This window comes from Streptomyces sp. NBC_00322 (assembly GCF_036147535.1).
Taxonomy (GTDB): domain Bacteria; phylum Actinomycetota; class Actinomycetes; order Streptomycetales; family Streptomycetaceae; genus Streptomyces.
Genome location: NZ_CP108019.1, coordinates 4445764 through 4470329, shown reverse-complemented (window position 1 = coordinate 4470329; position 24566 = coordinate 4445764). Strand labels below are relative to the sequence as shown.

Genomic DNA, 24566 nt, shown 5'->3' with positions numbered 1-24566 from the left:
CACCGTTGGACGACGCGACACTCAGCGACGCAAGAGACCAGGACCTTCTGGCACGCCATGTCGCGGGGGACCCGGATGCCTTCGGTGAGCTTGTACGGCGCCACCGCGACAGGCTCTGGGCCGTTGCCCTGCGCACGCTGGGCGACCGCGAGGAAGCGGCGGACGCGGTCCAGGACGCTCTGGTGTCGGCCTTCCGGGCCGCCCATACCTTCCGGGGCCAGTCCGCCGTCACCACCTGGCTTCATCGCATCACCGTGAACGCCTGCCTCGACCGGGCCCGCAAGGCGGCCTCACGCAAGACCTCCCCCGTCGACGACACGGAGCGCCTGGAGCAGCTTCTCGAGCCTCATGAGTCCGCCGAGGCACCGGCGGAGCGACAGGATCTGCATCGCGAGCTCCTCGCTGCTCTGGCAAAACTGCCCGTCGATCAGCGGGCCGCACTCGTGCTGGTGGACATGCAGGGCTATCCCGTCGCCGAGGCAGCCCGTGTCCTCGATGTACCGACCGGAACCGTCAAAAGCCGGTGTGCTCGCGGTCGGGCACGACTGCTGCCGATGCTCACTCATCTGCGCGGTGATGCCGGGGATAACACCGAGCTCAGCGTGGGAAGGAACCGGACGCCGGGGACATCCGTCCCACCGGCGTCGGGACAAAGGGATCCAGGGCCGAATGACCCTGCAGCTGCGAAGGGCGGAGGTGGGCGCGCGTGACATCGACGACCGACACGAGTCGGCACCCGGACGTCTCGGAAATCTCCGACCTCACCGAGGGTCTGCTCCCCCCGTCCCGTACAGCCGATGTGCGCGAGCATCTGGACGGCTGCCCCTTGTGCGCCGACGTACGCACGTCGCTTGAAGAAATCCGCGGACTGCTCGGCACGCTGCCGGGCGCTCATCGGATGCCCGCTGACATCGCCGGCCGCATCGACGCCGCTCTGGCTGCCGAGGCTCTGCTGGACTCCACCGCGCCCGGACAGACGGCACATGTTTCACGTGAAACAGCGCCCGCCCCTCAGCCGGCCGAGACGACTCCCGGCGGCCGCCCCTCGGGACACCCGCGCGCTGCCACGGGACCCGGCCGCACCGGACACGCAAGGCGGCGGAAAGCCGTCCTCGGAGCCGTCTTCGGCGCAGCCGCAATCGGAATGAGCGTCCTGCTCCTGCAGTCGCTGCAGTCCACCGGTGTCAACGACGCCGACTCTGCAAAGAAAGATGCGGGCGTCAGTGCCGCGGCGGGCTCCTCCCAGGACTTCTCGGACTCCGACCTCAAGGGCCATGTCCAGGCGCTGCTCGCGGCCGGATCAGATCAGGCGGAGCCGCGGATCGAGAAGGGCCCCTCGCTCAACAGCGAGCCCAATCTCCCTTCGCCCAGGCAGAAGCCGACCGTGGCAGTGCCGCCCTGCATCCAGAAGGGCACCGACCGCACAGATGCCCCGATCGCCGTCGAGAAGGGCGAGTACAAGGGCGAGGACGCCTACCTCATCGTGCTGCCGCACTCCACGGACAGCCACCAGGTCCAGGCGTATGTGATCGATGCGGCATGCGTCGAGTCGGCGCCCGCGTCTGCGGGGAAGCTCCTGCTCACCAACTCGTACCCTCTGCGCTGACACGCGCCGCCGCGCCGCGCGGGCGTCCCGGGAATGCAAGCCCCGTAGGATCCGTTGGGTGGGGTGAGGGTCGCAGACCCGCCCCCGTAGGCAGCAGGCAGTCCGCAGAGACGAGGAAGAAACCCGTGAGCGACGTCCGTAATGTGATCATCATCGGCTCCGGGCCGGCCGGCTACACCGCGGCGCTCTACACCGCCCGCGCGTCGCTGCAGCCGCTGGTCTTCGAGGGAGCCGTCACCGCCGGCGGTGCACTGATGACCACAACCGAGGTGGAGAACTTCCCCGGCTTTCGCGACGGCATCATGGGTCCGGACCTGATGGACAACATGCGTGCGCAGGCCGAGCGCTTCGGCGCCGAGCTGGTCCCGGACGACATCGTCTCCGTCGACCTCAGCGGCGAGATCAAGACCGTCACCGACACAGCGGGCACCGTCCACCGGGCCAAGGCCGTCATCGTCACCACTGGCTCCCAGCACCGCAAGCTCGGCCTGCCGAATGAGGACGCGCTGTCCGGGCGCGGCGTCTCCTGGTGTGCGACCTGTGACGGGTTCTTCTTCAAGGACCAGGACATCGCCGTCATCGGCGGCGGCGACACCGCTATGGAGGAGGCGACCTTCCTCTCCCGGTTCGCCAAGTCCGTCACCGTCGTCCACCGTCGTGACACCCTGCGTGCCTCCAAGGCCATGCAGGACCGCGCCTTTGCCGACCCGAAGATCTCCTTCGCTTGGGACAGCGAGGTCGCGGTGATCCACGGCGAGCAGAAGCTTTCCGGTCTGACGCTGCGCAACACCAAGACCGGCGAGACCTCTGAGCTCCCTGCCACCGGGCTTTTCATCGCCGTTGGCCATGACCCGCGCACCGAGCTCTTCAAGGGCCAGCTCGAGCAGGACGACGAGGGCTACCTGAAGGTGGAGGCGCCGTCGACCCGCACCAACCAGACCGGTGTCTTCGCCGCGGGTGACGTCGTCGACCACACGTACCGCCAGGCCATCACGGCTGCCGGTACCGGCTGTGCGGCCGCCCTCGACGCCGAGCGTTACCTCGCCGCTCTCGCCGACGGCGAGAAGGCCGCCGAGCCGGAGAAGACCTCCGCGGTCTGACCCTCTGCACCCCATCCCCCTCACACCCCGCAAAGCAGTAAGGAGGCCGCCGTGGCCGGCGCCCTGAAGAACGTGACCGACGACACCTTCGAAGAGGATGTCCTCAAGAGTGAGAAGCCCGTGCTGGTGGACTTCTGGGCCGCCTGGTGCGGACCGTGCCGCCAGATCGCACCGTCGCTCGAAGCCATCGCGGCCGAGCACGGCGACAAGATCGAGATCGTGAAGCTCAACATCGACGAGAACCCGGCCACCGCTGCCAAGTACGGCGTCATGTCCATCCCGACGCTGAACGTCTACCAGAACGGCGAGGTCGCCAAGACCATCGTCGGTGCCAAGCCGAAGGCCGCCATCGTCCGCGACCTCGAGAGCTTCATCGGCGAGTAGTGGGCGAGCAGTCACAGCGCCGCTGTTTCACGTGAAACACGAATGGGCTCATCCCCAGCGGGGATGAGCCCATTCTCGCGTTCGCGGTCAGAGCGGCCGCAGCACCGGCTCCTTCTGCACAGCTCCGAGCAGACGGTCCAAGGCCAGCTCCACATCTTCCTTCCAGGAGAGCGTCGTCCGTAGTTCCAGCCTCAGGCGGGGATACGTCGGATGGGGTCGCACCGTCTTGAAGCCGACTGCCAGCAGATGCTCGGCGGGCAACACACAAGCAGGATCCTTCCAGCGCGCGTCTCCGAATGCCTCGATCGCACGGAAGCCCCGCCGTAGCAGATCCTTGGCCACTGTCTGCACGATGACCCTGCCAAGTCCCTGTCCCTGATAGCCAGGACTGATCCAGGCGGTCATCAGCTGGACGGCGTCGGGTGAGACGGGACTGGTGGGGAAGGCTGTGGAACGCGGCACATAGGCGGGTGGCGCGTAAAGGACGAAGCCGACCGGAACCTCGTCGACGTAGACGACTCGGCCGCAAGAGCCCCACTCCAGCAGCACAGCCGAGATCCAGGCCTCTTTCTCCAGCTCAGGGGTTCCCGCTTTTACCGCGGCTTCTCCACTGACCGGATCAAGCTCCCAGAAGACGCACGCACGACAACGCTTGGGAAGGTCCGAAAGGTTGTCCAGCGTGAGCGGTACAAGCCGACGCCCCATGAAGGCTGTTCCTCGCTTCCGTCACCCGCCGCGCTACGAGCGGCTGCCAGCGCGCTCCGCTCCTGGAGCAGGCTGCTGATAAAGCCTCCGACTGCCCCCAGGCCCAAGCCCGCTGTCACCAGTTGGCTGCGGCTCACCGTTCGCATTGCCCTCGCCCTCCCTCTGAGGTGGATCAAGGTGGATGCGCCATACCAGAACGCATCGTATCCACCCAGCCCCGACACGGGTACAGGCCTACAGCAAAGGGCGGGCCATGTCCGGTCAACCCACCGGAACATGGCCCGCCCTTTACGACATTGGCGAGAGCCTCAGCCCTCGTCGTCCTCGCCCGACTCCTCGGTCAGGCTCTTCTCCAGGACCCGACCCTCACCGGGGGCAAGGGTGCCGAGGATGCGCTCCAGATCGTCTATCGACGCGAACTCGACAACGATCTTTCCCTTCTTCTGACCAAGGTCGACCTTCACCCGGGTCTCAAAGCGGTCGGAGAGCCGCGACGCGAGATCGGTGAGCGCCGGCGACAGCCGGGCCCCTGCCCGCGGGCTCTTCGGCTTGGCCGTGCTCTTAGGGTTCGAGTTGATCAGCGTGACGATCTCCTCGACCGCCCGCACAGAGAGTCCCTCGGCCACGATCCGGTGCGCAAGCCGGTCCTGCTCCTCGGAGTCGTCCACCGAGAGCAGCGCCCTCGCATGACCGGCCGAGAGCACCCCGGCGGCGACCCTGCGCTGGACAGGAGGCGACAGACGCAGCAGGCGCAAAGTGTTGGACACCTGCGGACGCGAGCGTCCGATCCGGTCGGCCAGCTGGTCGTGGGTGCAGTTGAAGTCCTTGAGCAGCTGGTCGTAGGCGGCAGCCTCCTCCAGCGGGTTCAGCTGCGCGCGGTGGAGGTTTTCCAGCAGCGCATCCAGCAGGAGCTTCTCGTCGTCCGTGTCCCGGACGATCGCAGGAATCCGCTCCAGACCGGCCTCACGGCAGGCCCTCCAGCGGCGCTCGCCCATGATGAGCTCGTAGCGCTCCGCGCTCAACTGCCGTACGACGACCGGCTGGAGAAGGCCCACTTCCTTGATGGACGTGACCAGCTCCGCGAGAGCGTCCTCGTCGAACACCTCACGCGGCTGACGCGGGTTGGGTGTAATGGCATCGAGCGGCAGCTCGGCAAAGTGCGCACCGGCCGGCTCCGCGGGCTGCGGTACGAGCTCCGGCTCCTCCGGTGCCAGCGTGATCGGATCCGGCGAAACGGCGGCCGTCGGCAGCGTCGTCACCTTGGCGGCCGCAACACCCCGCTCCGCGGTCAGCACCGGAGCCGCTCCCGGAGAGCTCGAAGCCCCGGCAGGGGGCGCCTGCTTCTCCTGGGGAGCGGCAGGGATCAGCGCACCGAGCCCACGCCCCAATCCTCTACGTCGCTCGCTCACTGGATCCCCTCCGAGATGTTCTGCTGGCTGTTCTGGCCGACCACATGGGCCTGCTGCGGGTCGTAATGGATCCCGACCCCTCGCAATGCGATTTCACGCGCCGCTTCGAGATACGACAGGGACCCACTGGAACCTGGATCGTAGGTCAGCACGGTCTGTCCATAGCTGGGGGCCTCCGAGATACGCACCGAGCGCGGGATGCTCGTACGGAGCACCTCCTCGCCGAAGTGGCTGCGCACTTCGTCCGCCACCTGTGAGGCGAGCCGGGTTCTGCCGTCGTACATGGTCAGCAGAATCGTCGACACATGCAGCGTCGGGTTGAGATGCCCGCGCACCAGGTCCACGTTCCTCAGCAGCTGCCCCAGACCTTCCAGTGCGTAGTACTCGCACTGGATGGGGATCAGGACCTCCGCACCGGCGACCAGCGCGTTGACGGTCAGCAGACCGAGCGAGGGCGGGCAGTCGATGAGGATGTAGTCCAGCGGCTGCTCATAGGCCTGGATGGCTCGCTGCAGTCGGCTCTCCCGCGCCACCAGCGACACCAGCTCGATCTCCGCACCGGCGAGATCGATGGTGGCGGGGGCGCAGAAGAGACCCTCGACGTCCGGGACCGGCTGGACCACCTCGGAGAGCGGCTTGCTCTCCACCAGGACGTCATAGATCGAAGGGACTTCGGCGTGGTGATCGATCCCCAGCGCCGTGGAGGCGTTGCCCTGTGGATCCAGGTCGACAACCAGAACGCGCGCGCCATGGAGGGCGAGCGAAGCGGCGAGGTTGACCGTGGTGGTGGTCTTCCCCACGCCGCCCTTCTGGTTGGCGACAACCATGACGCGTGTCTGCTCAGGTCGGGGCAGACCCTCGCCGGCACGCCCCAGCGCCTCCACAGCCAGCTGGGCAGCACGGCCGATGGGGGTGTCGTCCATCGGGGGCGGTGTTTCACGTGAAACATCCTCCCCCGGAGACTCTGTACGGGGACCGGGGACCGGGTCGGTCATCGGTCCCGCGATGTTGGCGTCGGACCGCAAGGATTCACTCTCCTCGACTTCAGGCTCGCGATGAACAGAGCCTGCCATGCTTTCGGGGTCGTGAACCAGCGAGGCAGGTGGTTCTGTGGGTGAATCCACCTCTGTGGACAACTCCGTAGCCCTCACGAGGGGCTTTCGGTCCCGCATCGGGGCGGCAGCACGGCCGCGACTGATGATTCCCTGCAGCAGTGAGCGACGTTTCACGTGAAACACGATGCACGCGCCGCAGGACTACACCCGCACGACACTCCGAAATGCGTACGTATGGAAGCTTGTATGGAGCATTACTCATAGGCAGTACGAACTGTATGGATCAGCGACGCCGACGAGTGCGGCTGGTCCGGGCAGCCTTGGCCCGCTTCGCAGCGAAGCGCACACCGCCAGGGCTCTCCCCGACCTCCACACGGACCACTGTGGACAGCGGATCGACAATCCCCTCACCGACGTGCAATACCGAAGTCTCCACCACACCGAGCTTGCTCAGGGCGGCACGTGCCCCCTGGATCTCCTCCTCGGCGGTGTCTCCCTTGAGGGCGAGCATCTCTCCGTACGGCCGCAGCAGGGGCACTCCCCAGCCCGCCAGCCGGTCCAGCGGCGCCACGGCACGTGCGGTCACCACATGCACCGGAGGCAGCTTGCCCAGCACTTCCTCGGCCCGGCCCCGGACCACGGTCACATGCTCCAGACCCAGCAGTTCCACGACTTCCTGGAGGAAATTCGTCCGGCGAAGCAGCGGTTCGAGGAGTGTGATCTTCAGATCCGGGCGGACGAGCGCCAGCGGAATGCCCGGGAGGCCGGCCCCCGAGCCCACATCGCAGACCGTGACGCCCTCCGGCACTACCTCGGAAAGCACCGCGCAGTTCAGCAGATGCCGTTCCCACAGTCGTGGCACCTCCCGAGGACCGATCAGTCCACGCTTCACCCCCGTATCCGCGAGCAGCTCCGCATACCGCACGGCCTCCGGAAAGAAGTCTCCGAAAACCGTCCGCGCCTCTGCTGGCGCCTGGGGAAGCTCTACTGCCTCCGTCACGGGAACCGTCCTTCCGTACCGCACTGTCGCAACGTGGACTGTGGACTGACTATCAGGCTGACAAAGATCGGCCCCGCCTGCGAACAGACGGGGCCGACGGAACAATCGAGGTCAGGCAGGGAGTACGACGACGAAGCGCTGCGGCTCCTCGCCCTCGGACTCACTGCGCAGACCCGCGGCCGCGACCGCGTCGTGGACGACCTTGCGCTCGAACGGCGTCATCGGGTCGAGCTTGACCGGCTCCCCGGTGCTCTTGACCTCGTCGGCGGCCTTGGCGCCGAGTTCGGCGAGTTCGGTGCGCTTCCTGGCCCGGAAGCCCGCGATGTCCAGCATCAGCCGGCTGCGGTCCCCGGTCTCCCGGTGCACGGCGAGCCTCGTGAGCTCCTGAAGTGCCTCCAGGACCTCGCCGTCGCGGCCGACGAGCTTTTGCAGATCGCGGCCACCCGAGTCACTGATGATCGAGACCGCGGCCCGGTCGGCCTCGACGTCCATGTCGATGTCACCGTCGAGATCGGCGATGTCGAGCAGACCCTCGAGGTAGTCGGCCGCGATCTCCCCTTCCTGCTCGAGGCGGGTCAGGGTGTCGCCACCCTCGGCGGCGGCGGAGATGGTGCCTTCCGTCACGGATGGACTCCTTCTTACTTACTTCTTGGACGAGGGGTGCTTGGGCCGCTGCTGGCCCTTGCGCTGCCCGGACTTGGGCTGCTGGCGTGGGGTACCCGAGGCGGGCTTGCCCGGCGCGCCCTGAGGCGTGTCCTTCTGCAGCGAAGGCTTCGGGGCCGAGTCTGCGGCATCGGTGTTCTTGGGCGCGCTCTGCGGGGCACTGGCGGACTGCCGCTTCGCTTTGGTCTGGCGCTTGGGCTGCTGCCGCTTCTGGGCGGCGCCGCTCTCGGCTTCGGCCTCGGCGATGTCGCTCTTGATCACCGTGCCGTCCGCCTGAGCGGCGTAGCCGGCCTTGGCGAGGCCCGTGATGAACCGGCGCTCGTTTTCGTTGCGGTCCGGGCCCTTGGCGACGATCGCCCGGATCACGGTCCGCTTGCGTCGCGACTTGACCTCGCTGTGGGCGGCGACGCCCTTGAGCAGCCGCTGCAGGTAGTGGTCCTGGGCCTTGCTGCCCGGCGTCGGGTTCTGGTTGATCACGTACATCTGCTGGCCCATGGTCCACACGTTGGTGGTCAGCCAGTAGACGAGGACACCGACGGGGAAGTTGATGCCCATCACGGCGAAGATGACCGGGAAGATGTACATGAGCATCTTCTGCTGCTGCATGTACGGCGTCTTGACCGTCAGGTCGACGTTCTTCTGCATCAGCTGGCGCTGCGTGTAGAACTGCGACGCCGACATCATGACGATCATGACGGCGGTGACGATGCGCACATCGGTCAGCGAGGCGCCGAGAGAGGCGACCTTCTCCGAGCTGTCCGTGAACTTCGCGGCGAGCGGGGCGCCAAAGATGTGCGCCTGCCGGGCGCTGTCCAGCAGCGATTCATTGATGACGCCGATGGTGTGGCCCGAGGCGATGCTGGAGAGCACGCGATACAGGGCGAAGAAGAACGGCGACTGAGCGAGGATCGGAAGGCACGAGGAGAGCGGGTTGGTGCCCGTCTCCTTGTACAGCTTCATCATCTCTTCGGACTGACGCTGCTTGTCGCTCTTGTAGCGCTCCTGGATCGCCTTCATCTTCGGCTGGAGCGCCTGCATGTTCCGGGTCGACTTGATCTGCTTCACAAAGAGCGGGATCAGACAGATCCGGATGAGGATCACCAGCGACACGATGGACAGTCCCCAGGCCCAGCCCGTGTCGGGGCCGAAGATTGCCCCGTAGAGCGTGTGGAACTGGACGATGACCCACGAAACAGGTGTGGTGATAAAGCTGAAGAGACTGGAAATCGTGTCCACTAATCAGGCTCCTTGAGCATTGGGCGAGGTCTCTGCTGCCGGACTCGGGGGTTCGGGGGTCGACCCCCGGGGAGGCACATCGGCGGCGGAGTGCCCGCCCTTGCTGCCACGCAAGGCATCACGCAGCATTTCGTGCCACCGCGGACGCTTGCGCGGCGGCACATGATCCACGCCACCCGGCGACCATGGATTGCATCGCAGGATGCGCCAGGCGGTCAGTACTGTGCCCTTGACCGCGCCGTGCCGGTCGATGGCCGTGTATCCGTAGTGGGAGCACGACGGGTAGTACCGGCAGACAGGGCCCAGCAGCGGGCTGATCGTCCACTGGTACAGCTTGATCAGAGCCAGCAGCGGGTACTTCATCGCGCGCCCCCTCCCAGCAGCCGCTGGAGGGCGGCATCCAGGTCTCGGGCCAGCTGTTCATAGGAGGCGTCGCCCGCACCGGGCAGCGCCCGTACGACCACCAGGCTACCGGGGGGCAGCTCGGTGAGTCGTTCACGTATCAGGTGACGCAGTCTTCGCTTGACCGTGTTGCGGACGACTGCGCCGCCTACGGCCTTGCTTACGACGAAACCCGCACACGTCGGGGGAGCGCTCTCCCCAGGCGCGTGCGGGTCCGTTGCACCGCTGTGTAGATGGACGACGAGGAGCGGGCGACCGGCCCTGCGTCCTCGGCGTACCGCGGTCGCGAAGTCCTCGCGCCGCCTCAGCCGATTCTCGGTAGGCAGCACGTCATGACCTGTAAGCGATCAGGCGGACAGGCTGGCGCGACCCTTGCCACGGCGGTTCGCGAGAATCGCGCGGCCGGCACGGGTACGCATCCGCAGGCGGAAGCCGTGGGTCTTCGCGCGACGACGGTTGTTCGGCTGGAAGGTGCGCTTGCTCACTCGGGGGCTCCAGAAATGATTCGTAGATGGCGGGACATCGCCTGGCTGTCACCGTGCGCCCACGAGTAGCTCGCGTTTACGCCCGAGTGCACCGCTTCACGATCACAGACCGTGATCTTTGCCCATCGGAGGCAGGCGGCAGCAGCCATCGACAACTCGACCTGGTTACGGTACGCGCGGCTACGCCATCCGGTCAAACCAGCCTGATGGCGTGGTCCACTATGCACAGGCTGTGGACAACAACTTGAACCGCGCGGGTCGCCCTGACTACCGTGGCTGAACTCCAATTCCTTTCCTGCCTGTCTTCCCATCCCGTCCCGAGAACCACACATTCGTGGGACCTGCGAGAGAGCGTGCCTTGTGGCTGACGTACCTGCCGATCTTGCCGCAGTGTGGCCACGAGTGCTGGAACAGCTCCTCGCAGAGGGCCAGCAGGGCATCGAGCCCAAGGACAAACAGTGGATCGAGCGCTGCCAGCCGCTCGCACTGGTGGCCGACACGGCGCTCCTCGCCGTCCCCAATGAATGGGGCAAGCGTGTCCTCGAGGGCCGGCTGGCTCCACTGATCAGCGAGACCCTGAGCCGTGAGTGCGGCCGCCCCATCCGGATCGCCATCACGGTGGACGACTCCGTGGGCGAGCCCCTGCCCTCGCAGCAGCCCCCGGCCCAGCAGGCTCCCCGCTACCAGGGGCCGCAGCACGACGATCCTCGCGACTCCCGGCAGAGCGACCCCTACGACAGCTACGGGCACCGGCCCGGGGGAGACGACGGCCTGCCCGACGTCCGCCCCGCCTACCCCGAATACCAGCAGCGACAGCAGCGCCCGGAGCCCGGAGCCTGGCCTCGTACGCAGGAGGATCTGTCCTGGCAGCAGCCGAGGCTCGGCGGCTTCCAGGACCGCGACCCCTCCGCGGAGCAATGGCGCGAGCCGTACGCCACCGCCCGGCCGCGCCAGCCCCAGCACGACTACCGTCAGCCGCAGTCGCCCGAGCGCCAGCCGTACGAGCAGCAGCGCCCGGAGCGGCACGGGCTGCCCGACCACCAGACGCCGCACCGCGGCACTCCTACGGGCGCTCCCGGACCGCTGGGCGCGCAGCCCTCGCCGGCGCCCGGCCCGGGTGAGCCGCATGCCCGGCTGAACCCGAAGTACCTCTTCGACACCTTCGTCATCGGCGCGTCCAACCGGTTCGCGCATGCCGCGGCGGTCGCGGTCGCCGAGGCGCCGGCCAAGGCGTACAACCCCCTGTTCATCTATGGGGAGTCGGGGCTGGGCAAGACGCACCTGCTCCATGCCATCGGGCACTACGCGCGCAGCCTCTATCCAGGGACGCGTGTGCGGTATGTGAGCTCCGAGGAGTTCACCAACGAGTTCATCAACTCGATCCGCGACGGCAAGGGAGACACGTTCCGCAAGCGCTACCGCGATGTGGACATCCTGCTGGTCGACGACATCCAGTTCCTGGCGAGCAAGGAGTCGACGCAGGAGGAGTTCTTCCACACCTTCAACACGCTCCACAACGCCAACAAGCAGATCGTGCTCTCCTCGGACCGGCCGCCCAAGCAGCTGATGACGCTGGAGGACCGGCTGAGGAACCGTTTCGAGTGGGGTCTGACCACCGACGTACAGCCGCCGGAGCTGGAGACGCGTATCGCGATTCTGCGCAAGAAGGCGGTGCAGGAGCAGCTCAACGCCCCGCCGGAGGTGCTGGAGTTCATCGCGTCCCGCATCTCGCGCAATATCCGCGAGCTGGAGGGTGCGCTGATCCGGGTGACAGCGTTCGCGTCGCTCAACCGGCAGCCGGTGGATCTCGGGCTCACCGAGATCGTGCTGAAGGACCTGATCCCCGGCGGCGAGGACTCGGCCCCCGAGATCACAGCGAGCGCCATCATGGCGGCGACCGCCGACTACTTCGGTCTGACGGTGGAGGATCTCTGCGGATCCTCGCGCAGCCGGGTGCTGGTGACCGCCCGCCAGATCGCGATGTACCTGTGCCGCGAGCTCACTGATCTCTCGCTGCCGAAGATCGGCGCGCAGTTCGGCGGCCGCGACCATACGACCGTGATGCACGCCGACCGCAAGATCCGCGCGCTGATGGCCGAGCGGCGGTCCATCTATAACCAGGTCACCGAGCTGACCAACCGCATCAAGAACGGCTGACGCCACCAGCCGACTCAACAGCACACGAGGCCTTCGAGGGCGCTCCGGGACGACGTTCCGGAGCGCCCTTCGGCGTTCCGCACCCGTTTCCGTACCTGTCCTGCGGATGTCCGGTGTTCGAATACCCGGCGACGGGAGGGTGTTCTCCACAGATTTGGGGACGATCTTCCGTCCACAGCCTGGGGACTGGAAAGTTGTCCAGATTGCGTCCACAGGGGCGGTTGCTGAGATTTCATCACACCAGGTCAGGCGGCTGTGGATTTGTGGTCAACCGTACTCCACAGGCTGTGGACGCAGGATCCGTCCACAAGGCGTGATCAAAGTTGTCCACCGGCGGCCCACAGGCAGCGCCACGTTGCCCACAGCTTCGCGTGGCTTCTCCACACCCTTGTCCACTGTTCGGCAACGAAACGCCCGAGCTCACCGGGTCGAGTGAAAGGCGTCACACCAAGGTGGTCGGTTGGGCTGTGGGGAACGTGGGTAAAGCTGGGGACAGCGCTGGGGAGAAGTCCCCCTCGTCTGTGCATCGGATGTGCAGAACTTTCGGGCGTCCACAGAAGCACCGGGTTGTCCACCGGTGCCACCCACAGGCCCGGTGGACAAAAAAACGGGTCTGACCTGCGTGGATAACGTTATCCACGGTTTCCACAGGCCCTACTACTACTCCCACTTAGAGTTACCGGGGAATTCGCTTCGAAGAAGGCCCTGTGCACAACTCGAGCCCGGAGCCCCCGACGCCTCTTGCCACGACTTGACCCCGACCCGCACCGACTGTCGGTGCCGTACGTCAGACTGGTCCCCGGCGACACAGCCGACGACGAAGGCCAGCAAGGGCGAGCCAGCAACAGCAGGAGGCGGTTCCGGTGAAGATCCGGGTGGAGCGCGATGTACTCGCGGAGGCGGTGGCCTGGGTGGCCCGCAGCCTCCCGGCCCGTCCGCCGGCGCCCGTACTCGCGGGCCTTCTTCTGAAGGCGGAGGACGGCGCCCTCAGCTTCTCGAGCTTCGACTACGAGGTCTCGGCGCGCGTTTCCGTGGAGGCGGAGGTGGACGAGGACGGCACCGTGCTCGTCTCCGGCCGGCTCCTCGCCGACATCTGCCGCGCTCTCCCCAACCGCCCCGTGGAGATTTCCACAGACGGTGTACGGGCGACCGTCGTCTGCGGCTCCTCGCGATTCACACTCCACACCCTGCCTGTGGAGGAGTACCCGGCGCTGCCGCAGATGCCGACCGCGACCGGCACCGTGCCCGGTGAGGTCTTCGCCTCCGCCGCCGCACAGGTCGCCATCGCCGCCGGCCGTGACGACACGCTCCCCGTCCTCACCGGCGTACGGATCGAGATCGAGGGCGACACCGTCACGCTGGCCTCCACCGACCGCTACCGCTTCGCGGTCCGTGAGTTCCTGTGGAAGCCGGAGAACCCGGAGGCGTCCGCCGTCGCGCTGGTGCCCGCAAAGACCCTGCTGGACACCGCCAAGGCGCTGACCAGCGGTGACACGGTGACGCTCGCGCTCTCCGGCTCGGGTGCCGGCGAGGGGCTCATCGGTTTCGAGGGCGCCGGACGGCGGACCACGACCCGGCTGCTCGAAGGCGATCTGCCGAAGTACCGGACGCTGTTCCCCACCGAGTTCAACTCGGTCGCCGTCATCGAGACCGCGCCCTTCGTCGAGGCCGTCAAGCGTGTCGCGCTGGTCGCCGAGCGGAACACTCCGGTCCGGCTCAGCTTCGAGCAGGGCGTGCTGATCCTGGAGGCCGGTTCCAGCGACGATGCACAGGCTGTGGAGCGCGTCGACGCGAACCTGGAGGGCGACGACATCTCGATCGCGTTCAACCCGACCTTCCTGCTCGACGGCCTGAGCGCCATCGACTCGCCGGTCGCCCAGCTGTCGTTCACGACCTCCACCAAGCCGGCGCTGCTGAGCGGCAAGCCCGCCATGGATGCCGAGGCCGATGAGGCGTACAAGTACCTGATCATGCCCGTGCGGCTGTCCGGCTGAGACGGCGAAGACGGCCGAACGACTGATCCTGACGGGCCTGCTCCGGCGTGAGCAGGCCCGTCAGGCCGTCCGTACGGCCCGGGCGTAGGCTCGGAGCCGGGTACGAATCGGCATACAACGCGTAAGGAATCTGTGATGGAGCTCGGTCTCGTCGGCCTTGGCAAGATGGGCGGCAATATGCGCGAGCGCATCCGCCGCGCAGGCCACACCGTCCTTGGCTACGACCGCAATCCGGACCTCGCTGATGTCCACAGCCTCGGCGAGCTTGTGGGCAAGCTCAAGGGCCCGCGGGTCGTGTGGGTGATGGTCCCGGCCGGAGCCGCGACCCAGTCCACCATCGACGAGCTTGCCGAGCTGCTGGAGCCGGGCGACGTGGTCGTCGACGGCGGCAACTCCCGCTGGACGGACGACGAGAAGCACGCGGTCGAGCTGGGCATCAAGGGCATCGGCTTTGTCGACTGCGGTGTCTCCGGCGGTGTCTGGGGTCTCGAGAACGGCTACGCGTTGATGTACGGCGGCCACGCCGAGCATGTCGCGAAGGTCCAGCCGGTCTTCGACGCGCTCAAGCCCGAGGGCGAGTTCGGCTCCGTCCACGCGGGCAAGGTCGGCGCGGGCCACTTCGCGAAGATGGTCCACAACGGCATCGAGTACGCCATGATGCAGGCCTACGCCGAGGGCTGGGAGCTCCTGGAGAAGGTCAACTCGGTCACCGACGTACGCGAGGTCTTCCGCTCCTGGCAGGAGGGCACGGTCATCCGTTCCTGGCTGCTGGACCTGGCGGTCAACGCGCTGGACGACGACGAGCACCTGGAGAAGCTGCGCGGTTATGCACAGGACTCCGGCGAGGGCCGGTGGACTGTGGAAGCCGCGATCGACAACGCGGTACCGCTGCCCGCGATCACCGCTTCGCTGTTCGCGCGCTTCGCGTCCCGTCAGGACGACTCCCCGCAGATGAAGATGATCGCGGCGCTGCGCAACCAGTTCGGCGGCCACGCGGTCGAGAACACGAAGTAGTCCCAAGCCGGGGGAGGTCGGCGTACATCCATGCACGTCACGCATTTGTCGCTGGCCGACTTCCGCTCGTACGCCCGGGTCGAGGTCCCACTCGACCCGGGCGTCACCGCGTTCGTGGGGGCGAACGGGCAGGGGAAGACCAATCTCGTCGAGGCGGTCGGCTATCTCGCGACGCTGGCGAGCCACCGGGTCTCATCGGATGCGCCGCTGGTGCGGATGGGCGCGGACCGGGCGGTGATCCGGGCCGCTGTCACCCAGGGCGAGCGCTCCCAGCTGATCGAGCTCGAGCTCAATCTGGGGAAGGCGAACAGGGCCCGTATCAACCGCTCCTCGCAGGTCCGGCCCCGTGATGTGCTCGGGATAGTACGGACGGTGCTTTTCGCCCCCGAGGATCTGGCGCTGGTGAAGGGCGACCCGGGCGAGCGGCGGCGGTTCCTGGACGAGCTGATCACGGCGCGCTCGCCGCGGATGGCGGGGGTGCGCTCCGACTACGAGCGGGTGCTCAAGCAGCGCAATACCTTGCTGAAGTCCGCGGCCATGGCACGGCGGCACGGCGGGCGCGGCATGGACCTGTCGACGCTGGACGTGTGGGACCAGCATCTGGCGCGCGCCGGGGCGGAGTTGCTGGCGCAGCGGATCGATCTGATCGCGGCGCTGCAGCCGCTGACGGACAAGGCGTACGAGCAACTGGCGCCGGGGGGCGGGCCGGTTGCGCTGGAGTACCGTTCCTCCTCCGGTGCCGCGGCCGGTGTGGATGCCGGTGCCGGTGCCGGTGCTGTGGGCGAGGGCGCGGTGCATGGTCGGGAAGCCCTGTGCGAGCAGCTGATCGGCGCGCTGGCCGAGGTGCGCAAGCAGGAGATCGAGCGGGGCGTGACGCTGGTCGGGCCGCACCGCGACGACCTGGTGCTCAAGCTCGGGCAGCTGCCCGCCAAGGGGTACGCCAGCCATGGCGAGTCCTGGTCGTACGCGCTGGCGCTGCGGCTGGCCTCGTACGACCTGCTGAGAGCCGAGGGCAACGAGCCGGTGCTGGTCCTCGACGATGTCTTCGCCGAGCTGGACGTGCGGCGCCGCGAGCGGCTGGCGGAACTGGTCGCTCCGGGCGAGCAGGTGCTGGTGACGGCGGCAGTGGACGACGATGTGCCGGCGGTGCTGGCCGGTGCGCGGTACCTGGTGGCGGACGGGGCGGTGGGGCGCGTATGAGCGAGGAGCCGAAGCAAGCGGCCGAGCCACCGGGGGTGCCCGAGTCCTCGGGCGTCGACCTGGCGCGGGTCGCGCTGCGTGCCGCGAAGGAACAGGCGAAGGCGCGGGGCGCCGCGGCACAGCAGAAGAAGCAGGCCAGGCGGGGTGGCGGGCTGCGATCGGGCGCGCGGGCGGACGGGCGTGATCCGCTCCCGCTGGGTGCGGCGATCAACCGGCTGATCACCGAGCGGGGCTGGGAGACACCGGCCGCGGTGGGCGGTGTGATGGGTCGCTGGCCGCAGATCGTGGGCGCGGACCTGGCGAACCACTGTGTGCCGCTGCGGTACGAGGAGGACCCGGATCAGCGGGTGCTGACCGTGCAGTGCGACTCCACGGCGTGGGCGACGCAGCTGAGGCTGCTGGCGCCGCGGCTGGTGGCGCGGCTGAACGAGGACCTGGGGCACGGGACGGTACGGCTGATCAAGGTACTGGGGCCGGGTGGGCCACCGAGGACGTACGGGGCGTTGAGGGCGCCGGGGAGTGTGGGGCCGGGCGACACGTACGGGTGAGGGGCCCCCTTGGGCTTCGTACCCGGGGCCTGGCGCGGGGTTTCGCGCCGCAGTGGCCCCGTGTGGCCGGGCTCGCGTCTGCGGGCGTGCGGTGTTCGCTCAAGGCGGATTTGTACCCCCGCTCCTCCCCCGAAACCGGGGGGAGGAGCTCCATGGCTCCGCCGCGGAGAAGAGCTCGGGCCCGGCGCCCCGCATCCCGTTGCGGCAGCTTCGCGCCGCTGTCGCCCTCGCGGTCGGCGCGCGCCGACCCGACCCAGGGCACCACCCCACCCCACGCCGCCCCGCAGCCGCAGTGGCCAACGCCCCCGCCCGACCCGCCCATAGCCCCGCGCCTCGCCCCCTGCCGCCCGTGCAACGCGGCCCATCCCGTAACACCCCAAACCCCCCGATGCGGGTGAGGTGTCCCTCACCGTAGCCAGTGGTTGACAGCCCGAAGCGCTCAATGCCCGTGTGAGCCTCCTGGAGCCCCTTCCCAGATATGGGGAGTCGGACCGACATGGTTCAGGGCGGCACATGAGGACGCAGCTACCGGCAAACCCCCATTCGGGTCGGCCGTACCGGTAGACTGGTGCACAATCCCGCCCACTCGCGGAACATGTCGAACGACGCAGCCGCTCCCGCCTGCCCGGAGAACGGCTTGTGCTGTGCCAGAAAGGGCGCTTCGTGGCCGATTCCGGCAACCCCAACGAGAACATTCCGTCCACTCCTGCCGGTGGGAACGGCGAGGTAACCGCCTCGTACGACGCCAGCGCGATCACGGTCCTCGAGGGCCTGGACGCGGTCCGCAAGCGACCTGGCATGTACATCGGTTCAACCGGTGAGCGTGGACTCCACCACCTCGTACAAGAGGTCGTCGACAACTCCGTCGACGAGGCCATGGCCGGTCACGCCGACACGATCGACGTCACGATCCTCGCCGACGGCGGCGTGCGCGTCATCGACAACGGCCGCGGCATCCCCGTGGGCATCGTCCCGTCCGAGAACAAGCCGGCCGTCGAGGTCGTGCTCACCGTTCTGCACGCGGGCGGCAAGTTCGGCGGCGGCGGCTACGCCGTCTCCGGCGGTCTGCACGGCGTCGGCGTCTCGGTCGTCAACGCCCTGTCGTCGAAGGTCTCCGTCGAGGTCAAGACCGACGGCTACCGCTGGACGCAGGACTACAAGCTCGGTGTCCCGACCGCGCCCCTCGCTCAGAACGAGGCCACGGACGAGACCGGCACCACGGTGACGTTCTGGGCCGATCCGGACATTTTCGAGACGACCGAGTACTCCTTCGAGACGCTCTCCCGCCGTTTCCAGGAAATGGCCTTCCTCAACAAGGGCCTCACCCTGACGCTGACGGACGAGCGCGAGTCGGCGAAGGCCACCGTAGGTGCCGACGCCCCCGAGGAGCCGGACGAGGAGACGCCCGCGCGCGCGGTGAAGTACTACTACGAAGGCGGCATCGTCGACTTCGTCAAGTACCTCAACTCCCGCAAGGGCGAGCTCATCCACCCGACCGTCATCGACATCGAGGCCGAGGACAAGGAGCGCCTGCTCTCGGCCGAGATCGCGATGCAGTGGAACTCGCAGTACACCGAGGGCGTGTACTCCTTCGCGAACACCATCCACACCCACGAGGGCGGTACCCACGAAGAGGGCTTCAGGGCCGCTCTGACGGGCCTGGTCAACCGTTACGCGCGCGACAAGAAGCTGCTGCGCGAGAAGGACGACAACCTCTCCGGCGAGGACATCCGCGAGGGTCTGACCGCGATCATCTCGGTCAAGCTGGGCGAGCCGCAGTTCGAGGGCCAGACCAAGACCAAGCTGGGCAACACGGAGGCGAAGACCTTCGTGCAGAAGGTCGTGCACGAGCACCTCACCGACTGGTTCGACCGCAACCCCAACGAGGCCGCGGACATCATCCGCAAGTCCATCCAGGCGCAGACGGCGCGCGTCGCGGCCCGCAAGGCGCGCGACCTGACCCGTCGCAAGGGCCTGCTGGAGTCGGCTTCCCTGCCGGGCAAGCTCAGCGACTGCCAGTCGAACGACCCCACCAAGTGCGAGATCTTCATCGTCGAGGGTGACTCCGCCGGTGGCTCGGCGAAGTCCGGCCGTAACCCGATGTACCAGGCGATCCTGCCCATCCGAGGCAAGATCCTGAATGTCGAGAAGGCCCGGATCGACAAGATCCTGCAGAACACCGAGGTCCAGGCGCTGATCTCGGCCTTCGGCACCGGAGTCCACGAGGACTTCGACATCGAGAAGCTCCGCTATCACAAGATCATTCTGATGGCGGACGCCGACGTCGACGGTCAGCACATCAACACCCTGCTGCTGACCTTCCTGTTCCGCTTCATGCGGCCGCTGGTCGAGGCCGGGCACGTGTATCTCTCGCGCCCGCCGCTCTACAAGATCAAGTGGGGCCGGGACGACTTCGAGTACGCGTACTCGGACCGTGAGCGCGACGCGCTCGTCGAACTCGGCAAGCAGAACGGCAAGCGGATCAAGGAAGACTCGATCCAGCGCTTCAAGGGTCTCGGCGAGATGAACGCCGAGGAGCTGCGCATCACCACGATGGACGTGGACCACCGCGTGCTCGGCCAGGTCACCCTGGACGACGCGGCGCAGGCCGACGACCTGTTCTCCGTGCTGATGGGCGAGGACGTCGAGGCGCGGCGCTCGTTCATCCAGCGCAATGCCAAGGACGTCCGCTTCCTCGACATCTGAGTCGGTCTCAGCTGACCGCTTCGAAAGGATCTTGACCAGCAATGGCCGACGAGAACACTCCCGCCACCACTGAAGAAGAAGAGCAGGGGCTGCGGATCGAGCCCGTCGGGCTCGAGACGGAGATGCAGCGCTCGTATCTCGACTACGCGATGTCCGTCATCGTCTCGCGTGCGCTGCCCGACGTGCGGGACGGTCTCAAGCCCGTCCACCGTCGTGTGCTCTACGCGATGTACGACGGCGGATACCGGCCCGAGAAGGGCTTTTACAAGTGCGCCCGCGTCGTCGGCGACGTCATGGGTACGTACCACCCGCACGGCGACTCCTCGATCTACGACGCCCTGGTCCGGCTGGCCCAGCCGTGGTCGATGCGGATGCCGCTGGTGGACTCCAACGGCAACTTCGGTTCTCCGGGCAACGACCCGGCCGCCGCCATGCGGTACACCGAATGCAAGCTGATGCCGCTGTCGATGGAGATGCTCCGGGACATCGACGAGGAGACCGTCGACTTCCAGGACAACTACGACGGCCGCAATCAGGAGCCGACGGTTCTGCCGGCCCGGTTCCCGAATCTGCTGGTCAACGGTTCGGCCGGTATCGCGGTCGGTATGGCCACCAACATTCCGCCGCACAATCTGCGTGAGGTCGCGGCGGGCGCCCAGTGGGCGCTGGAGAACCCTGACGCCACCCACGAGGAGCTGCTCGACGCACTCATCGAGCGGATCAAGGGCCCGGACTTCCCGTCCGGCGCGCTGGTCGTGGGACGCAAGGGCATCGAGGAGGCGTACCGCACCGGTCGCGGCTCCATCACGATGCGCGCGGTCGTCGAGGTCGAGGAGATCCAGAACCGCCAGTGCCTGGTGGTCACGGAGCTTCCGTACCAGACCAACCCGGACAATCTCGCCCAGAAGATCGCCGACCTGGTGAAGGACGGCAAGATCGGCGGCATCGCGGACGTCCGCGACGAGACTTCCTCCCGTACGGGCCAGCGCCTGGTCATCGTGCTCAAGCGCGACGCAGTCGCCAAGGTCGTGCTGAACAACCTCTACAAGCACACCGACCTGCAGACGAACTTCGGCGCGAACATGCTGGCGCTCGTCGACGGCGTGCCGCGCACGCTCTCGCTCGACGCCTTCATCCGCCACTGGGTGCACCACCAGATCGAGGTCATCGTCCGGCGTACGAAGTTCCGCCTGCGCAAGGCGGAGGAGCGGGCGCACATCCTGCGCGGTCTGCTCAAGGCGCTGGACGCGATCGACGAGGTCATCGCGCTGATCCGGCGCAGTGACACGGTCGAGATCGCGCGCGAGGGCCTGATGGGCCTGCTGGAGATCGACGAGATCCAGGCCAACGCCATCCTCGAGATGCAGCTGCGCCGACTGGCCGCCCTGGAGCGCCAGAAGATCGTCGCCGAGCACGACGAGCTGCAGGCCAAGATCAATGAGTACAACCTTATCCTGGCCTCGCCCGAGAAGCAGCGCCAGATCGTCAGCGAGGAACTGAACGTCATCGTCGAGAAGTTCGGCGACGACCGGCGCTCCAAGCTGGTGCCCTTCGACGGTGACATGTCCATCGAGGACCTGATCGCCGAGGAGGACATCGTCGTCACCATCACGCGTGGCGGCTATGTGAAGCGTACGAAGACGGACGACTACCGCTCGCAGAAGCGCGGCGGCAAGGGCGTGCGCGGCACGAAGCTGAAGGAAGACGACATCGTCGACCACTTCTTCGTCTCCACCACGCACCACTGGCTGCTGTTCTTCACCAACAAGGGCCGGGTCTACCGCGCCAAGGCCTACGAGCTGCCGGACGCCGGCCGGGACGCGCGCGGTCAGCACGTCGCCAACCTGCTGGCCTTCCAGCCGGACGAGCAGATCGCCGAGATCCTGGCGATCCGCGACTACAACGCCGCGCCCTACCTGGTGCTCGCCACCAAGGGCGGTCTGGTGAAGAAGACGCCGCTCAAGGACTACGACTCGCCCCGGTCGGGTGGTGTCATCGCGATCAACCTCCGCGAGACGGAGGACGGCAGCGACGACGAGCTGATCGGTGCCGAGCTGGTCTCGGCCGAGGACGATCTGCTGCTGATCAGCAAAAAGGCGCAGTCGATCCGGTTCACCGCGACCGACGACGCGCTGCGTCCGATGGGGCGTGCCACATCGGGCGTGAAGGGCATGAGTTTCCGTGAGGGAGACCAGCTCCTCTCGATGAATGTGGTGCGGCCCGGTACGTTCGTGTTCACTGCTACTGATGGTGGGTACGCGAAGCGGACCGCCGTCGACGAGTACCGCGTCCAGGGTCGTGGCGGCCTCGGTATCAAGGCCGCCAAGATTGTGGAGGACCGTGGTTCACTCGTGGGCGCGCTGGTGGTCGAGGAGACGGATGAGATCCTCGCCATCACCCTTGGCGGCGGTGTGATTCGTACGCGAGTCAACGAAGTCAGGGAGACGGGCCGTGACACCATGGGCGTCCAACTGATCAACCTGGGCAAGCGCGATGCCGTGGTCGGCATCGCTCGTAACGCCGAGGCCGGTCGCGAGGCCGAAGAGGTTGAAGGGACCGACGAGGTCGAAGCGACCGATTTGGCCGGCGCCGACGCGGCCGAGGCGGCAGTCGAGGGCAGTGAGCCCTCGGCAGGGGAGCACGAGGAGTAAAGCGTGAGTGGAGCCACGGGCGCCGGATCGGCCGCATCCGGAGCGAACGGTGCCCGTGGCCCTGCCGCGGACTCCCAGGGGGTTACGGTGACGGACACCCGGGGGCCCAAGCCCCCGTACGAGACGTATGGCGGCGAGCAGCCGGCGCCGCAGCAGACTGCGCAGCCGTACCACCCGCCGCAGGCATACCCCACGCCCCAGGGCGCGGGCGCGCCTTCGCCGGGCGCGGCTGTACGCCGGCCGCGCACCGGGGCCCGTACGACGCCGCGTACACGCAAGGCACGGCTGCGGGTGGCCAAGGCCGATCCGTGGTCGGTGATGAAGGTCAGCTTCCTGCTCTCCATCGCGCTGGGCATCTGCACGGTGATCGCGTCAGCGGTGCTGTGGATGGTCATGGACGCGATGGGTGTCTTCTCCACCGTCGGCGGGACGATCAGCGAGGCGACCGGCTCCAACGAGAGCAATGGATTCGACCTTCAGTCGTTCCTGTCGCTGCCGCGGGTGCTCATCTTCACCTCGGTGATCGCGGTGATCGATGTGGTGCTGGCCACAGCGCTGGCCACCCTCGGAGCCTTTATCTACAACCTCTCCGCAGGTTTCGTGGGCGGTGTCGAGCTGACGCTCGCCGAGGACGAGTGAGGCAGGACAACCGATTTTGGGACTGGCCCCGACGTGCGCTAATCTTCATGAGTCAGCGCGCAGCGCGGCGGGGCTATAGCTCAGTTGGTTAGAGCGCATCCCTGATAAGGATGAGGCCACAGGTTCAAATCCTGTTAGCCCCACCAGTGCAAGGGCCCCCAGCCGATCAAGGTTGGGGGCTTTTGACATCTCCGGCTGACATCAGCCGTCGGTCTGCCGGCCCGAGACCAAAGGGGAAAGCAAGCCGGACACGCGTGCAATCTCCTTGGCTTTGTCTTGCGGAGCGCCGCCCGAGGGCGGGCACTGCCTCAGGCTCGATGTGGAATGGGCACAGCAGCAGGCCGCGGTATAAGTCACCAGGCATGACGTGTCCGGTCTCCCGATGGATCAATTGGCGGCGGACATAACCCGGTTCGGGTAGCGCGTGCCCCTGCGTACACGTCAGCGGGTGGTGAGCACCATCCGGAACCGGGCGGCGCCGGACATCATCTTTTGGTACGCCTCATCGGCCTGATCCAATGGCACGATCTCGACCATGGGGCGGATCCCGTGCAGGGCGCTGAACGACATGGTGTCCTGCACGTCCTGCGCGGTGCCGGACGGGTGGCCACGGATGATCTTGCCGCTCAGGAGCAGTTGGTTCGGGCTGATTCCCAGCGGCTCGGCGTCCGCGCCGATGACCACGAGCTCGCCGCGGGGGCGAAGCCCTTCCAGGGTGGCCGTGGTGGCGTCGGAATTGGCGGCGGTGGCCAGAACTGCCTTGGCGCCGCCGAGGGACTGCAGAGCGTCTGCGACGGCGGTCGCCGCCGTGCTGTCGATGTAGTGGTGCGCACCGAGCTGCTTGGCGAAGTCGGCCTTGTCGGATCCGCGGGCGATGGCCACAGTCTCGAATCCCATGGCGACCGCATACTTCACCCCCAGGTGGCCCAAGCCCCCGATGCCGAGCACGGCGACCAGATCGCCCGGCCGTGCGGAGCTGCGCCGCAGCCCGTTGTACGTGGTCACCCCCGCGCAGGCCAAGGGCGCCGCATCGGTCGCCGCCAGTGCGTCGGGGATCCGGGCCAGGGCGTCGGCCGGTGCGATCACCGTCTCGGCGAAACCGCCGTCGTATGCCCATCCGGGAACCTTCAGGTTCTCGCACACGACGAAGTCGCCCTGTCTGCAGGGCGTGCAGTGGCCGCAGCTGCCGCCGAACCAGCCCACCGCCACATGGTCGCCCACCTGCCAGCCGCTGTATGTTCCCTCGCCGACCTCCTCGATGCGACCGGCGATCTCATGCCCGGGGACCAGCGGAAACCGTACGCCCGGCACCAGGGCGTTCATGAAAACGACGTCGCTGTGGCAGACCCCGCAGGCCTCCACGGCAATCCGCACGTGGCCTGGACCCGGCTGTGATATCTCCCGCTCGACGATCTCCAACGGACCGCCCGAGGCGGCGACCTGCGCAACTCGATAGGTACTCATCTGGATCTCTCCGGGCTAGGGGTACAACGCCGCCCCCAGAACCAGCAGACCAGCTCCAGCGCGATCACGCGCGCCGAAATATCCGGGTGAGCACTCGGCATCAGCCGTCGGCTACCAGTCGCAACCCGGAGTCATGAGAGGCGCACCG

Annotated in this window: 22 protein-coding genes and 1 tRNA gene; 13 read left to right on the top strand and 10 right to left on the bottom strand. The window is 67.3% G+C overall.

Annotation, left to right across the window (positions count from 1 at the left end; all coding sequences use genetic code 11):
* The first annotated feature begins 5 nt into the window (after positions 1–5).
* From sigM to trxA, 4 genes are all read left to right on the top strand, one after another.
* Positions 6–710 (top strand): RNA polymerase sigma factor SigM, encoded by a 705-nt coding sequence (gene sigM, locus OG905_RS20285; RefSeq protein ID WP_328674337.1) that lies wholly within the window; start codon positions 6–8, stop codon positions 708–710.
* On the top strand, positions 707–1606 hold the full coding sequence (locus tag OG905_RS20280) for a zf-HC2 domain-containing protein (protein WP_328674335.1): 900 nt from the start codon (positions 707–709) through the stop codon (positions 1604–1606). Before sigM ends, OG905_RS20280 begins: the two co-directional genes overlap by 4 nt.
* Positions 1607–1731: 125 nt before the next feature.
* Entirely contained in the window at positions 1732–2706 is a 975-nt protein-coding gene (trxB, locus tag OG905_RS20275; RefSeq protein WP_328674333.1) for a thioredoxin-disulfide reductase, read from the top strand.
* 51 nt (positions 2707–2757) lie between these two features.
* Complete coding sequence (gene trxA, locus OG905_RS20270; protein WP_328674331.1) at positions 2758–3090, top strand: thioredoxin; 333 nt, start codon at positions 2758–2760, stop codon at positions 3088–3090.
* 87 nt (positions 3091–3177) lie between these two features.
* Here the strand turns inward: trxA and OG905_RS20265 are convergent, their stop codons facing one another.
* The 9 genes from OG905_RS20265 to rpmH form a co-directional block, all read right to left on the bottom strand.
* Positions 3178–3795, bottom strand: coding sequence for a GNAT family N-acetyltransferase (locus OG905_RS20265; RefSeq protein ID WP_328674330.1), 618 nt, complete (start codon positions 3793–3795; stop codon positions 3178–3180).
* A 308-nt stretch (positions 3796–4103) separates the two neighbouring features.
* Positions 4104–5204 (bottom strand): ParB/RepB/Spo0J family partition protein, encoded by a 1101-nt coding sequence (locus tag OG905_RS20260; protein WP_328674328.1) that lies wholly within the window; start codon positions 5202–5204, stop codon positions 4104–4106.
* The gene (locus OG905_RS20255) at positions 5201–6277 is read right to left on the bottom strand and encodes a ParA family protein (protein ID WP_324975339.1); all 1077 of its coding nucleotides are present in this window, start codon (positions 6275–6277) and stop codon (positions 5201–5203) included. The genes OG905_RS20260 and OG905_RS20255 overlap by 4 nt, the downstream gene beginning before the upstream one ends.
* A gap of 265 nt (positions 6278–6542) precedes the next feature.
* Positions 6543–7259, bottom strand: a complete 717-nt coding sequence (rsmG, locus tag OG905_RS20250; protein ID WP_328674325.1) for a 16S rRNA (guanine(527)-N(7))-methyltransferase RsmG — start codon at positions 7257–7259, stop codon at positions 6543–6545.
* Positions 7260–7370: 111 nt separating this feature from the next.
* Entirely contained in the window at positions 7371–7883 is a 513-nt protein-coding gene (locus OG905_RS20245) for a Jag family protein (RefSeq protein ID WP_328674323.1), read from the bottom strand.
* An 18-nt stretch (positions 7884–7901) separates the two neighbouring features.
* The gene (gene yidC, locus OG905_RS20240) at positions 7902–9158 is read right to left on the bottom strand and encodes a membrane protein insertase YidC (RefSeq protein ID WP_328674321.1); all 1257 of its coding nucleotides are present in this window, start codon (positions 9156–9158) and stop codon (positions 7902–7904) included.
* A 3-nt stretch (positions 9159–9161) separates the two neighbouring features.
* The gene (gene yidD, locus OG905_RS20235; RefSeq protein ID WP_266480578.1) at positions 9162–9521 is read right to left on the bottom strand and encodes a membrane protein insertion efficiency factor YidD; all 360 of its coding nucleotides are present in this window, start codon (positions 9519–9521) and stop codon (positions 9162–9164) included.
* Positions 9518–9889: a ribonuclease P protein component gene (rnpA, locus tag OG905_RS20230; RefSeq protein ID WP_328674320.1), complete on the bottom strand. Its 372-nt coding sequence runs from the start codon at positions 9887–9889 to the stop codon at positions 9518–9520. The genes yidD and rnpA overlap by 4 nt, the downstream gene beginning before the upstream one ends.
* An 18-nt stretch (positions 9890–9907) precedes the next feature.
* Positions 9908–10045: a 50S ribosomal protein L34 gene (gene rpmH, locus OG905_RS20225; RefSeq protein ID WP_006381191.1), complete on the bottom strand. Its 138-nt coding sequence runs from the start codon at positions 10043–10045 to the stop codon at positions 9908–9910.
* 360 nt (positions 10046–10405) lie between these two features.
* Here rpmH and dnaA point away from each other — a divergent pair, with 360 nt between their 5' ends.
* The 9 genes from dnaA (at position 10406) to OG905_RS20180 (ending at position 23100) form a co-directional block, all read left to right on the top strand.
* A complete protein-coding gene (dnaA, locus tag OG905_RS20220; RefSeq protein ID WP_328674318.1) occupies positions 10406–12202 on the top strand; it encodes a chromosomal replication initiator protein DnaA in 1797 nt (598 codons plus the stop codon).
* Between the two features lie 863 nt (positions 12203–13065).
* Complete coding sequence (dnaN, locus tag OG905_RS20215) at positions 13066–14196, top strand: DNA polymerase III subunit beta (protein WP_142214717.1); 1131 nt, start codon at positions 13066–13068, stop codon at positions 14194–14196.
* Between the two features lie 135 nt (positions 14197–14331).
* A complete protein-coding gene (gene gnd, locus OG905_RS20210) occupies positions 14332–15210 on the top strand; it encodes a phosphogluconate dehydrogenase (NAD(+)-dependent, decarboxylating) (protein WP_328674315.1) in 879 nt (292 codons plus the stop codon).
* Positions 15211–15240: 30 nt separating this feature from the next.
* Positions 15241–16410, top strand: coding sequence for a DNA replication/repair protein RecF (recF, locus tag OG905_RS20205; RefSeq protein ID WP_328674313.1), 1170 nt, complete (start codon positions 15241–15243; stop codon positions 16408–16410).
* Positions 16407–16958, top strand: a complete 552-nt coding sequence (locus OG905_RS20200) for a DUF721 domain-containing protein (RefSeq protein WP_328674311.1) — start codon at positions 16407–16409, stop codon at positions 16956–16958. The genes recF and OG905_RS20200 overlap by 4 nt, the downstream gene beginning before the upstream one ends.
* 639 nt (positions 16959–17597) lie before the next feature.
* Entirely contained in the window at positions 17598–19664 is a 2067-nt protein-coding gene (gene gyrB / locus OG905_RS20195) for a DNA topoisomerase (ATP-hydrolyzing) subunit B (protein WP_328674309.1), read from the top strand.
* 41 nt (positions 19665–19705) lie between these two features.
* Positions 19706–22315 (top strand): DNA gyrase subunit A, encoded by a 2610-nt coding sequence (gene gyrA / locus OG905_RS20190; RefSeq protein WP_328674308.1) that lies wholly within the window; start codon positions 19706–19708, stop codon positions 22313–22315.
* Between the two features lie 87 nt (positions 22316–22402).
* A complete protein-coding gene (locus OG905_RS20185) occupies positions 22403–22954 on the top strand; it encodes a DUF3566 domain-containing protein (protein WP_328682484.1) in 552 nt (183 codons plus the stop codon).
* Between the two features lie 69 nt (positions 22955–23023).
* A tRNA-Ile gene (locus OG905_RS20180) sits at positions 23024–23100 on the top strand.
* A 295-nt stretch (positions 23101–23395) separates the two neighbouring features.
* On the opposite strand, the gene OG905_RS20175 is transcribed toward OG905_RS20180, so the two are convergent.
* The gene (locus tag OG905_RS20175; RefSeq protein ID WP_328674306.1) at positions 23396–24418 is read right to left on the bottom strand and encodes an alcohol dehydrogenase; all 1023 of its coding nucleotides are present in this window, start codon (positions 24416–24418) and stop codon (positions 23396–23398) included.
* Positions 24419–24566: the final 148 nt, after the last annotated feature.